12 protein-coding genes are annotated in these 12,199 nt (G+C 75.5%); 2 read left to right on the top strand and 10 right to left on the bottom strand.

The annotated features are described in order from the left end of the window. A partial coding sequence (locus EJA20_RS16450) for a bifunctional 3'-5' exonuclease/DNA polymerase (RefSeq protein WP_129339622.1) occupies nucleotides 1–1,364 on the top strand: 1,364 nt, incomplete at its 5' end. Nucleotides 1,365–1,440: 76 nt separating this feature from the next. Next, nucleotides 1,441–1,893, top strand: coding sequence for an STAS domain-containing protein (locus EJA20_RS16445; protein ID WP_129339621.1), 453 nt, complete (start codon nucleotides 1,441–1,443; stop codon nucleotides 1,891–1,893). Nucleotides 1,894–1,938: 45 nt separating this feature from the next. On the opposite strand, the gene EJA20_RS16440 is transcribed toward EJA20_RS16445, so the two are convergent. From EJA20_RS16440 to EJA20_RS16390, 10 genes are all read right to left on the bottom strand, one after another. Further along, nucleotides 1,939–2,310 (bottom strand): STAS domain-containing protein, encoded by a 372-nt coding sequence (locus EJA20_RS16440; RefSeq protein WP_129339620.1) that lies wholly within the window; start codon nucleotides 2,308–2,310, stop codon nucleotides 1,939–1,941. Nucleotides 2,311–2,554: 244 nt separating this feature from the next. Next, nucleotides 2,555–3,388, bottom strand: a complete 834-nt coding sequence (locus EJA20_RS16435; protein WP_338068839.1) for a cupin domain-containing protein — start codon at nucleotides 3,386–3,388, stop codon at nucleotides 2,555–2,557. Next, nucleotides 3,385–4,413, bottom strand: coding sequence for a DUF6807 domain-containing protein (locus tag EJA20_RS16430; protein WP_240675586.1), 1,029 nt, complete (start codon nucleotides 4,411–4,413; stop codon nucleotides 3,385–3,387). Before EJA20_RS16430 ends, EJA20_RS16435 begins: the two co-directional genes overlap by 4 nt. After that, nucleotides 4,410–5,927 (bottom strand): Gfo/Idh/MocA family protein, encoded by a 1,518-nt coding sequence (locus EJA20_RS16425; protein ID WP_276319555.1) that lies wholly within the window; start codon nucleotides 5,925–5,927, stop codon nucleotides 4,410–4,412. Before EJA20_RS16425 ends, EJA20_RS16430 begins: the two co-directional genes overlap by 4 nt. 76 nt (nucleotides 5,928–6,003) lie before the next feature. Beyond that, the gene (locus EJA20_RS16420; protein WP_240675585.1) at nucleotides 6,004–6,720 is read right to left on the bottom strand and encodes a hypothetical protein; all 717 of its coding nucleotides are present in this window, start codon (nucleotides 6,718–6,720) and stop codon (nucleotides 6,004–6,006) included. 23 nt (nucleotides 6,721–6,743) lie between these two features. Beyond that, on the bottom strand, nucleotides 6,744–8,093 hold the full coding sequence (locus tag EJA20_RS16415) for an ABC transporter substrate-binding protein (protein WP_240675584.1): 1,350 nt from the start codon (nucleotides 8,091–8,093) through the stop codon (nucleotides 6,744–6,746). Between the two features lie 159 nt (nucleotides 8,094–8,252). Continuing rightward, the gene (locus EJA20_RS16410) at nucleotides 8,253–9,170 is read right to left on the bottom strand and encodes a carbohydrate ABC transporter permease (protein WP_420836445.1); all 918 of its coding nucleotides are present in this window, start codon (nucleotides 9,168–9,170) and stop codon (nucleotides 8,253–8,255) included. Next, nucleotides 9,167–10,120, bottom strand: a complete 954-nt coding sequence (locus EJA20_RS16405; protein ID WP_129339619.1) for a carbohydrate ABC transporter permease — start codon at nucleotides 10,118–10,120, stop codon at nucleotides 9,167–9,169. Before EJA20_RS16405 ends, EJA20_RS16410 begins: the two co-directional genes overlap by 4 nt. 181 nt (nucleotides 10,121–10,301) lie before the next feature. Then, a complete protein-coding gene (locus EJA20_RS16395) occupies nucleotides 10,302–11,621 on the bottom strand; it encodes an ABC transporter substrate-binding protein (RefSeq protein ID WP_129339618.1) in 1,320 nt (439 codons plus the stop codon). A 100-nt stretch (nucleotides 11,622–11,721) separates the two neighbouring features. After that, the gene (locus EJA20_RS16390; protein ID WP_129339617.1) at nucleotides 11,722–12,111 is read right to left on the bottom strand and encodes a DUF2087 domain-containing protein; all 390 of its coding nucleotides are present in this window, start codon (nucleotides 12,109–12,111) and stop codon (nucleotides 11,722–11,724) included. Nucleotides 12,112–12,199: the final 88 nt, after the last annotated feature.

The following is a 12,199-nucleotide window of genomic DNA, read 5'->3' as shown; positions in this document are numbered from 1 at the left end:
GCTCCGCCGCACCCGGGCCCGGGGGGACGCCCACCCCGCCGGGGCCGCCGGCCCCGCCCGCGCCGCCCGGCCCGGACGCCGACGCCCTCGTCGCGGAGCTGCGGCTCCAGCTCGACGCGCTGCGCGCCGACGCCGAGCCCGGCCGGCTCCGGCTGCTGCTGGCGGCGGAGTCCTCGGGCGCCCTCGTCGCCGCGGAGATGCAGCACGACGGCCTGCCGTGGGACGTGGCCGAGCACGACCGCCTGCTCACCGAGCGGCTCGGGCCGCGCCCGCCCGCGGGCCGCCGCCCCGAGCGCCTGGAAACCCTCGCCGACGCGGTCCGCGCCGCCCTCGACCGCCCCGGCCTCAACCCCGACTCGCAGCCCGACCTGCTGGCGTCGCTGCGCAGCGCCGGGTGCGCCGTGACCTCGACGAGCAAGCACGAGGTCGGCGCCCTCGACCACCCCGTGCGCGACCCGCTGCTGGAGTACAAGCGGCTCTCGCGACTCCTGGGTGCCAACGGCTGGGCGTGGATGGACCGCTGGGTCGACCACGGCCGCCTCCGGGCCGAGTACGTGGTGGCCGGGGTGGTCAGCGGGCGGTGGGCGACGAGCGGCGGTGGCGCCCTCCAGCTGCCGAAGGAGGTGCGCCGGGCGGTGCGCTCCGACCCCGGCTGGCGGCTCGTCGTCGCCGACGCCGCCCAGCTCGAGCCCCGCGTGCTCGCCGCCATGAGCGGGGACCGCGCGATGGCGGCGGCCGGCCGGCACGCCGACCTCTACCAGGGCATCGTCGACGCGGGCACGGTCGCGACCCGCAGCGAGGCCAAGTACGCGATGCTCGGCGCCATCTACGGCGCCACGTCCGGCGCCGGGGGGCTGCTCATGCCCCGGCTGGCGCGGGCGTACCCGCGGGCGGTCGCGCTGGTCGAGGACGCGGCGCGCGCCGGCGAGCGCGGCGAGGTCGTCACGACGTGGCTGGGCCGCTCGTCGCCGGACCCGGGCCCGCGGTGGCGCGAGGAGGTCCGGGCCGCCGCCGGTGAGGGCTCCTCCGCCGAGGAGGTGCGTCAGGCGCGCCGCCGCGCCCGCGACCAGGGCCGCTTCACGCGCAACTTCGTGGTCCAGGGCACGGCCGCGGAGTGGGCGCTGTGCTGGCTGGCGTCCCTGCGCCGGCGGCTGCGGGCGCTGGCCGGGCCGTCGGGGGCGCCGCACCTCGTCTTCTTCCTGCACGACGAGGTGCTCGTGCACGCGCCGGCCGACCGCGCGGAGGCGGCGGCGGAGGCGGTCCGGGCCGCCGCCGACGAGGCGGGCCGGCTGCTGTTCGGCGACGTCGGGGTCGACTTCGCGCTGGACGTCGCCGTCGTGACGTCCTACGACGAGGCGCCCTGACCGGACCGACCAGGACGGGGGCGGCACCGCGCCCGCCCGCCGTGCGCCGCCCCCGCGGCCCCCCTACGCTCCGGGCATGGCCCGGAACACACCGGCTGCGGACGACGACGCCCGCACCCCGCCCGCAGCGCCCGCGACGGACGGGCCGCCGGGGGGTCCCGCGCCCAGCGGTCCGGCCGCACGGCCCGACCCCGCCGGCGGCGCGGGGACCGCCCCGCCCGGGCGGCTCGAGCCGTCGCGCGACGCCGACGGGACGGTCCGGGTGGCGCTGCACGGGGAGGTGGACCTGCACGTCGTCGCGGACGCGCGGGAGCTCCTGGCGGCGGTGCGGCGCGGTGACAGCGTCGTCATCGACGCCTCGGACCTGTCCTTCATCGACTCCTCGGGGATCGCGTTCCTGCTCAAGCTGCTCTCCCGCAGCGGACGGACGAGCATCCCCGTGCTCGACGCCCCGACGATGCTGCGGGAGGTCGTCGACGTCATGGAGGTCGGGCACCTCCTGGAGCTGCGGCCCGCGCCCGACGCGTGACGCCCTGACCGCGAGGCCGACAGGGCACCGGTCGCACCCGCCGGGTCAGCCCGCCGGGCGCCTCTCGTCGCCGGGCCCGTGGTACTCCACCGGCACGACGCGCTCGAGGCCCACGAGCTCGAGCAGGAGCCGGGCGTCCTCCGTCGCGAGCACGCGGGCGTCTCCCGGGGCGGCACGGACGACGTGGACGAGCAGCGCGATGCCCTGCGAGTCGAGGAACGTCGATCCGGTGACGTCCACGACGAGGGGGCCCGACCCCTGGCCGACGCGGGCGACGAGGTCCGGCAGCGCCTCCGTGGCCAGCGCGCCGTCGACCTCGCCGCTGAGCACCACGCGCACGCCGTCCGGGCCGCCCTCGAGCGCGGCGGTGCCGGTCGAGGAGGTCCACCGCCGCGGTGCGGGTGCGCCCTGCGTCACCGGCAGCCCTCCCGTCGTGTCGCGCCCGGGTGCGCTGCCGACCCGGGCCCACCACTCTGCCGCACCGCACCCGTCCGCGCCGCCGGGGCGGCCGCGGCAGCGCCCGGACCACCCGGACGGCGGACGCGGTCGCCCGGCGGGCCGGTCGGGGCGGGGTCGGGTGCCCGTCGTGGGCCGTCGGGGGCCGGTCGCGAGCCGTCGCTCGCCGGTCCGGGGCCCCCGGCCGCCCGGCGGCCCGGTCGGGTCAGCCGCCCAGCGGCCAGGTCTGCAGCCGGCCGCACATGCCGTAGCGCCGGGGGCCGGGGGCGGGGTCGAGCGCGTCGGCCCGCGCCCCGGCCAGGTGCCGCCCCGAGCCGACGGCCAGGGCCGCGAGCGCCGCGTCCGTGGCGGCGGTGGCCGCGGCGACGGAACCCGTCCACGTGTCGCGCCAGCCCGGCACGCGGCGGCGGACGAGCGCCACGGCGGCGGCGTGCAGCGGCGCGAGGGCGCGGGCGGGCCCCTCGTCGTCCACGGCGGCGAGCAGCGCCGCCCAGCCCTCGAGCGCGAGGTCCCGACGGCGACGGGCGGCGGCGGCCCGCACGTCGTCGGGCGCCTCCGGCCCGGGCAGGGCGACGGCAGCCGCGTACCGGGCGGGGTCGGCCAGCACGTCGGCGGGGAAGGTGAGCACGGCGTCCCCGGCCTCGGGCAGGCCCGCGTTGGACATGAGGACGAGGACGTCGAGGTCGCCGTCGTTCACCGCGCGGTGCACGGTGCCCGGCGCGAACGTCACGACGGACCCCGGAGTGAGGGGGTGCTCGCGCAGGCCGTCGGCGCCGAGGGTGTGGACGGAGCCCGACCCGCCGAGCGCCACGTAGGCCTCCGTCGAGGCGAGGTGCAGGTGCGGGGACCCGCTGCCGACGCGCCCCACGCCGTCGGGCGCGGGCCAGTCGTAGACGGCCAGGCGGCTGAGCGACACGCCGCCGGGCAGGCCGACGGGAGGCGCGACGGGACCGGCGACGGCACCGGCGACGGGACCGGCGACGGAACCCGCCGCCGGCGACGGCACGGCCGCCGGCGCCGCCGCGGCGGGGGCGCTCACGCGGACGCCGCCGGAGGGCCGTCGGCCGCGCGCCCGTCGCCCGGCGCGGCCGCGGCGAGCACGGACGAGCCCAGGCCGGCCAGCGCCTCCGCGCCCGCCGTGTCGACCGCACCGTCCGCGACGACCACGGCGTAGGAGAACCGCAGCGTGGCGCCCGGCCCGAACGGGACCTCCTGGGAGAAGAACGGCGCGGGGTTGAGGCAGCCGAACCACTCCGTGCGGGCGAACCACTGCGGGGCGTGCCCGGGGTTGCCCGGGTCGTCCACGACGACCACGGTGGAGGCGCGGTCGACGTCGTCGTGCCGCCCGGTGAAGCCCATCCACGGCGCGCGCGTGCCGCGGACCTCCTCGCCGCCGGAGAAGCCCGGCGCGTGCACCGTGCCGCCCGTGAAGGAGCGCGGCCCGCGCCAGAACAGCCCGCCGTAGCCGGCGTTCTCGCGCCCGCGCGTCGTCGGCGAGCCGATGGTGAGGTCGGCGTCGGACACGTTCGTCATCGTGGTGGTGAACCGCAGCACCCAGGCGTCGTCGCGGTCCGCCGGCACGTGCGCGCCGAGCGTGCGCACCTCGTCGACGACGTGCTCCCCCGCCTGCGTGTGCCACGCGAGCACGTGCTCGAGGTGCGCGCCCTCCGGGCCGGACACCAGGGCGGTCATCCGCTGGTGGTCCATGGAGCCGTCGTTCTCGAGCTGCACGTAGCCCTCGCCGTGCACGTACGTCGGCCCGCCCCAGAAGTTGTGGTCGCCGACGACGGGGAGGGACCACGCGATGCCCTTGTGCCACACGTGGTCGTGCGGGCGGAACGCGGTGACGACGTCGCCGCCGCGCGTGCGCACGGGGTGCAGGTACGGCCGGGGGCTCTCGAGCTGGACGTCGTCGGGCACGTAGACGTACCGGGCCAGCGTCACGTCCCCCGCGACGAGGTCGACCGCGCGGCCGACGTCGTGCAGCAGGCGCACGGCCGGCGGCGGGTCGAGGCGCGGCCGGCGGGTGGGGGCGGCGCCGGCCGGCGCGAGCACCGGGCTCACGCGGGGGCCCCGGCCGCCGCGGCGTCGGCCGCCTGGGGCGCGCCGTCGCGCAGGTCGACGCCGAGGCCGAGGTCCTCGACGAGGACGGGCTGCCCGGTGAGCAGCGACCGGTTGGCGGCGATGCCCACCGCGACGGCCCGGACCCCGTCGAGGTGCCCGGCCGCGCGGCCGAGCGGGTCCTCGCCCAGGCGCAGGTCGCGGCGGAACACGTCCTTGAGCAGGATCGCGTCGCCGCCCCCGTGGCCGCCGATGCCGGCGGGGATCGCGACCTCCTCCGTGCGGTGCCAGTGGGTCTGCACCGTCAGGTGCTCGCCCTCGGGGCGCAGCGGGTCCGAGGTGGCCGCGCCCGGCGTGGCCGAGGGGTCGAGCACGGCGTTGCCGTCCTCGTCGACCTCGACGAACCCGCGCTCGACGACCTCCAGCTCGGCCCGCCCCGCCGTGCCGTTGACGGTGACGCGGTACCCCTCCCACGGGGAGTGGGCGTTGAGGGAGTACGTGAGGGTGGCGCCGCCGGCGTAGTCCACGAGGACGGCCAGGTTGTCCTCGATGGTGATGCCCGGCGCGAAGACGTCCTGGTCGCGCACGTAGCCGTCGTGGTTCTCCGCGTCGAGGTAGAGGGCCTTGAGGCGCGGGTCCGCCGTGAGGTCGAGGGAGAACGGGTCCCCGGCCGTGCCCGTCCCGCGGGCCGGGCGCTCGCCCAGGCCGCGCTCGTCGGCGGCCTTGTCCCCGTAGAAGCGCAGCGCGCCGGAGGCGTACACCCGCGCGGGGACGTCCCCGAGCCACCAGTTGACGAGGTCGAAGTGGTGCGAGCTCTTGTGCACCAGCAGGCCGCCGGAGTTGGCCTTGTCCCGGTGCCAGCGGCGGAAGTAGTCCGCGCCGTGCACGGTGTCCAGCGCCCACTCGAAGTGCACGGACGTCACCTGCCCGATGCGCCCGGAGGCGATGACCTCCCGCAGGGAGGAGTTCCGCGGCGCGTACCGGTAGTTGAAGGTCATGACGAGGTCGCGGCCCGTCTCCGCGACCGCCGTGGTGATGCGCCGGCACCCGGCGGCGTCGGTGGTCAGGGGCTTCTCGACGACGACGTCCGCCCCCGCCCGCAGCGCCCGGTCCACGAGCTCGGCGTGCGTGCGGTCCAGCGAGGTGACGACCACGACGTCCACGCGCTGCTCGGCGACCATCGCCTCGAGCCCGTCCGGGGCGTAGCGCGGCAGCCCGGCCGCCCCGTCGAGGCCCTGGGCCTGGCCGACGACCCCGTCGTAGTAGTCCATGCGGCCCGGGTTCGGGTCGCACCACGCGACGATCTCGCCCACGTCGGCGTGCTCGCCCACGAGCGCGCCGACGTACATCCCGGCGCGGTGGCCCGTGCCGACGACCGCGTACCGGCGGCGCGGCCGGCCCTGCGGCACGGGCGCGAACTGCGGGACGACTCCCTCGCCGGGCTGCGTGCTCGCGCTCGACGCCGGCAGCGGCGCCGTCGGGTTCTGGTCGACGGGGCTGGTCACAGGGCTGGTCACGGGGCTGGTCACGGTCAGGACGTCCTCGGTGTCTCGTGGGGTTCGGTCGGTCTCGACGAGGTGCGGGTGCGGCGGGTCAGGACGGGGAGGGGTGCTCGGTCCCGGCGCCACGGCGCTCGTCCCGGCGGTCGGCTCGGTGCTCGACGGCGACGACGGCGAGGGAGAGCAGGCCGGGCACGAGCACCGCGAGCGGCGCGAGCATCCAGGTGAAGGTCGCGCAGAGCGCGAGGGCGAGCACGACGAGCGCCGAGCCCCCGAGGTCGGCGCGGCTGCGCCGGGCGGCGGCGCGCACGACGTCGGGCCAGCGCGCGCCCTCCCGCCAGCCGGCGGCCGCGCGCAGCAGCACGACGAGGAGCGCGGCACCGGCGAGCGCCGAGACGAGCAGCACCGCCGGCCCGCCGGGGAGCAGCCCCGTGGCGGCGAGCCGCAGGTCGAGCCACAGCAGCGCCAGCAGGGCCGTCGCGCCGAGGGCGACCGGCCACACCCCGCGGACGGCGGCCCGCGCGTCGCGCAGCAGGTCGCCGATGCCGTCGGGGCGGGCGTCGAGATGGCGCCGCACGTGCGCGGCCCCGGCCGCCATCGCCGGCAGCACCGTGACGACGGGCAGGCTGAGCACGGAGACCCCGAGCCCGACGACGAGCGCCTCGCTGAACAGCCCGAAGGCGCCCCCGCCGAGCAGCGCGCGGCGCTCCGGCACGACCGTGCCCCCGTCGCCGCCCCCGTCGCGCCCGTCGGGCACCCCCCGACGGGCGTCCTCGTCGCGGGCGTCGTCGCGGGCGTCGCGGTGCGTCATGGTCCCAGCCTGCCCGCCGCGGGTCACGGCAGCGTCATCTCCGCCTCGGCGAACCACTCCGCCGCGAACTGCTCGGGCGTGAGGTTGCCGTAGCCGAGCTCCTCGCCGAGGGACTTCCACTTCGCCTCGAGCGTGCCGAAGCCCTCGACGGGGAGCGGCGCCGGCTCCGTGACGAGGTCCTGCACGGACTCCTCGTACGCGACGACCTTCGCGTCGACGCCCTCGAGCTGCATCGCGTCCCGCTGGGCCTGCGTGGCGGGCACGCCCTTGGACGTGCCGAAGATCCGCCCGACCTCGGGCTCGTTGAGGAAGAAGTCCAGCAGCTCCCCGACCTGCTCGGGGTGCTCCGTGCTCGCGCCCGCCGCCATCATGAAGGTCCGGCTGAAGAGCGCCGGGCCGTCCTCGCCGGAGGGCATCGGGAGCATGGAGATGTTCTCCGTGCCGGAGTCGGCGACGTAGCCGGCCAGGAAGTTGTCCCAGCTCATCTCCGTGGCGACCTCGTTGACGGTGAAGCCGCCCTTGGGCAGCAGCGCGGTCGTGCGGTCCTGGGGGAACAGCGCCCCGGACGAGCGCAGGTCCTCCGTGAGGCCCAGGAACTCGACCACGTCGGCCTCGTCGAAGGCGATGCCGCCGTCCTCCGTGAAGGGCGTGGTCCCCTGCTGCACCAGCCACTGGAGGAAGAACCAGAACGTGGCGGTGTAGTCGGCGCTGCCGTGCAGGGGGTTGCCCTCCGCCGAGGTCGCCCCGGCCGCCTGCACCTGGGCGATGAACGCGTTGAGGTCCTCCCAGGTGTAGCCCTCCTCGAGGGGCGCCACCCCGGTCTGCGCCAGCACGTCCTCGTTGACGAACATCGCCAGGGTGTTCGTCGCCGTGGGCATGGCGTAGGTGCGGCCGTCGATGGTCGCCTCCGTCAGCAGCTTCTCGTCGAGCGCGGAGGTGTCGATCGCGTCGCCGAGCAGGTCCGACAGGTCGAGCAGCTGGTCGGTGGCGACGTACTGGCGCAGGTAGGTCGAGTCGAACTGCATGACGTCCGGCAGGGCCCGGGCGGCCGCCTCGGTCGAGCGGGCCGTCCAGTAGTCCGGGAAGGCGGAGAAGGAGGTGTTCACCTCGATGTCGGGGTGCTGCTCCTCGAACAGCGCCACGGCCTCCTCGTAGCGGGCGGCGCGGTCGTCGTTGCCCCACCAGACGAGGTCGAGCGTGACGGTCCCGCCGCCCCCGTCCGAGGACGCGCCGTCCCCCGTCGCGGCGCCGTCGGCCGCCCCGCCGCCCCCGCCGCAGGCGGTGAGCAGGAGCGCGGCGGCGACCGCCGAGGCCGCCGCGGTGCGCGCCCGCCGTCGGCGCGGGGCGGGGCGGGTGGGCAGGGGTCGGGACACGGTCGAACCTCCTCGTTCGGGGCGTGCGGGGTCGGTGCTCGGGGTGGTCGTGCGCGGGGGGCGGTGAGCGGACGGCCGGCGCTCGTGCGGCCGGGCCGTCGGGGGCGCGGCGGCCGGACCCGGTGGCGCCGGGCGGGCGCCACCGGGCCGGCGGTGGGGTCAGCCCTTGAGGCCCTGGGTGGCGACGCCCTCGACGAGGTAGCGCTGGAAGATGAGGAAGAACAGCAGCACCGGCAGCAGCGCCAGCACGGCCATGGCCATCTGCGCGCCGTAGTCGGAGGTGGTGGTCTGGTCCACGAACAGGCGCAGCGCGATGGGCAGGGAGTACAGGTCCGGGTTCTTCAGGTACAGCAGCGGGCCGAAGAAGTCGTTCCAGGACCAGATGAACGCGAAGATCGAGCTCGTCACCAGGGCCGGCTTCATGAGGGGCAGCATGATCGCGGTGAAGATCCGCACGTGCCCGGCGCCGTCGATGCGGGCGGCCTCGTCCAGCTCGCGCGGCAGGTTGCGCATGAACTGCACCATGAGGAACACGAAGAACGCCTCGGCGGCGAGGAACTTGCCGATGAGCAGCGGCACGAACGTGTTCACCAGGCCGAGGTTGTTGAACACGATGTACTGCGGGATGATCACGACGTGGAACGGCAGCAGCAGCGTGCCGATCATGAGCGAGAAGAACACGTTCCGGCCGGGGAAGTTGATCCGCGCGAAGGCGTAGGCCGACACGGAGCACGAGATCACGATGCCGACCACGGACCCGATCGCCAGGATCAGGGAGTTCGTGAAGAACGTCCAGAACGAGACCCCGCCGATCCCGCCCAGGGCGGTGCGGATGTTGTCGAACGAGGCGTCCGTGGGCCACAGGGACACGTTCCCGACGATCTGGTTCGAGGGCTTGAACGTCGAGGCCAGCATCCAGATCGCGGGGTAGAGGATCACCGCCACGATCGCGAGGGTCACGACGTGGAACAGGAGCTCCTTGCCGCGGTTGCGGTTGCGGGTGGCACGGCGCAGCTTCGCGGAGTGCTCGTCGGCCACGGGGCGGCGCGGGCCGGTGGGTGCGATGGCGGTGCTCACTTGGACTCCCCCGAGTAGTGCACCCAGCGGTTCTGGGTCTTGAACAGGACCAGGCTGATGGCACCGACGACCAGGACGAGCACCCAGGCCATCGCCGAGGCGTAGCCCATCTGGAAGTCCTGGAAACCGCGGATGTAGAGGTAGAACGTGTAGAACAGCGTGGAGCGGGCGGGGCCGCCGGTGCCGTTGGAGATGATGAACGCCGAGGCGAAGATCTGGAACGCGTGGATCGTCTCGAGCAGCAGGTTGAAGAACAGCACCGGGGAGAGCATCGGCAGCGTGATCCGCGCGAACTTGCGGAACGCGCCCGCGCCGTCCACGGAGGCCGCCTCGTACAGCTCGGTGGGGATCTGCTTCAGGCCGGCCAGGAAGATGACCATCGGGGCGCCGAACTGCCACACGGTCAGCAGGATGAGCATGGGCACCGTGCGCCCGGGGTCCCCGACCCAGCCCCCCGCCTCGAAGCCCAGCAGCTGCTGGGTGCGGTCCACGACGCCGTTGTCGATGAACATCGCCTTCCACACGATGGCGATCGACACGGACGCCCCCACCAGGGACGGCAGGTAGAACGCCGAGCGGTAGAAGCCCTTCGCGCGGAACGAGTTGTTCAGCAGCATCGCCACCAGCAGCGACGCGATGAGCTTCACCGGCGTCCCGACCAGCACGTAGATGCCGGTCACCTTCCACGCCTGCAGGTAGTTGGGGTCGCTGAACAGGCGGCGGAAGTTCTCCAGCCCCGTGAACTCCGGCGGCGCGAACAGGTTGTAGTCCGTGAAGGCCAGGTACAGGGAGTACGCCATCGGGCCCGCCGTCAGCAGCAGGAAGCCCAGCAGCCACGGCGTCAGGAAGGCGTATCCGGCCAGCGCCTCACGGCTGCTGCGCCGGCGACGCAGCGCCGCGGACGAGGGCTGGGCGCCCCGGGTCCGGGTCGCCTCGGCGGTGAGGGTCACGGTGGTTCCGATCGTCGGGGGACGGGGGCCGCGCGCACGAGGGTGCGGCGGCGGTGGCACGGCCCGCGGACGGGCGGTGGCCGGCGCGCCGGGCTGCGGGGTGCGCGTGGCCGGCGGGTGGGGCGGGGGGCCCGCCCCGGAGGGCGGCGCCCCCGGGTGTCCGGGGGCGCCGCCGCGCGGGTCAGCTGATGGCGAGGTCCGCCTCGGCGAACCACTCCGTCGCGAACTGCTGGGGGTCCAGGTTGCCGTAGCCGAGCTCCTCGGCCAAGGTCCGCCACTTCGCCTCGATGGTGCCGAAGCCCTTGACGGGGATCGGGGTGGACTCGGTCACCAGCTCGGCGACCTCCTCCTCGTAGGCGATGACCTTCGCGTCGACGCTACCCTCGGTCGTCTCGACCGCGGCGCGCTGCTCCTCGTCGGCGGGGACGCCCTTCGAGGTGCCGAAGATGCGTCCGACCTCGGGGTCCGTGAGCAGGAAGTTGATGAGCAGCGCGGCCTCGACCGGGTGCTCGGTGTTCGCGCCCGCCGACAGCAGCATGGAGGGCTTGTAGAACAGCGCCTTCTCGCCCGGCTCGATGGAGGGCAGCTGCTGCATCTCGAGGTTCTCCGTGCCCGAGTCCGCCGTGTACTGGGCCAGGAAGTTGTCCCAGCTCATCTCGGAGGCGACCTCGTTGACCGTGAACCCGCCCTTGGGCAGCAGCGAGACGCCGCGGGCCGTCGGGTAGAGCTGGGAGTCGGCGCGCAGGTCGGCCGTGAGGTCGAGGAACTCGAGGACGTCCGCCTCCTCGAAGCCGAGCGTGCCGTCCTCGTTGAAGGGCGTCACGCCCTTCTGCAGGAGCCACTGGATGAAGAACCAGAACGTGCCCGTGTAGTCGCCGGAGCCGTAGAACGCCTGGCCCTCGGCCGACGCGGCACCGGAGCCGGACACGTCGGCGATGAAGCCGTTGTAGTCCTCCCACGTGTACTCGGCGTCGTCGGGGAACGACGCCCCGGCCGCCTCGATGACGTTCGGGTTCGTGAACATGGCGAGCGTGTTCGTCGAGGTCGGGATGCCGACCGTCTTGTCCTCGAGGACGCCGGACTCCAGGAGCGTCCCGTCGTAGCCCGAGAGGTCGATCGTCTCGTTCTCGACGTACGGCGCCAGGTCGAGGAGCTGGCCGTTCTCCGAGAACTCCCGGAGGTAGGACAGGTCGAACTGCATGACGTCCGGCAGCGCGCGGCCGGCGGCCTCCGTGGTGCGGGCCGGCCAGTAGTCCGCGAAGGCGGCGAAGTTGCTCTGGACCGTGATGTCCGGGAACTGCTCGTTGAACAGCTCGATCGCCTCGGCGTACCGGGCCGCGCGGTCGTCGTTGCCCCAGAAGGTGAAGGACAGCGTGACGGGGCCGGACGGCGTGGTCGCGACGGCGGCGGGCTCCTCGGAGCCGCCCCCGCCGCCGCAGGCGGAGAGGGTGAGGGCCGCCGCGGCGGTGAGTGCGGCGGTGCGGGCGGTGATTCGCCTCATCGCGAAGAGCCTCCTTGCTCGGTGGTGTGAAAGCGCATTCCGCACGGTAGGCCAGGCCTCCGCCCGCCGTCAACGGCGCGTCTGAATCGTTACATCGCGCTCAGCCGCCCGGCCGCGCCGGCCCCGCGTCGCCGCCGCTCCCCGACGGCGCGCCGAGGACGTCGAACTCCGTGACGAGCGTCCGCCAGTACTCCGCGCCGTCCCGCGTCCGCCGGAGCAGCCCCGCGTCGACGAGCTCGCGCCGGATGCCCACGGGGTCGCGCACGAGGGCGGCCAGCGCCTCCGTCAGCGCGCGCTCCCCCACCGGGTCGTGCACGGGCACGAGCTGCGCCACGACCCAGCGCAGCACGAGGTCGCGGTCGGCGCGGCGGCGCGGCAGCACCTCGAGGCGGCCGCGGACGAGGAAGCGGGCCGGCGGCGGCGCCGGGGCCAGGACCTCGTCGAGGAGCGCGTCGCGGGCGGGGGTGGCGGGCGGCGGCGGGTCGCTCACCCGACGAGGGTACGCACGCCGACCGCCGGCGCGACGGGCCGCCCGGCCCCCGCCCGACGCCCCGCGGGACGCCCGCGCGGCGCCGGCC

This window comes from Cellulomonas endophytica, assembly GCF_004123805.1.
GTDB classification, from domain to species: domain Bacteria; phylum Actinomycetota; class Actinomycetes; order Actinomycetales; family Cellulomonadaceae; genus Cellulomonas; species Cellulomonas endophytica.
Note: the sequence above shows the minus strand (reverse complement) of the source record. Positions and strands in the feature narration are given on the sequence as shown.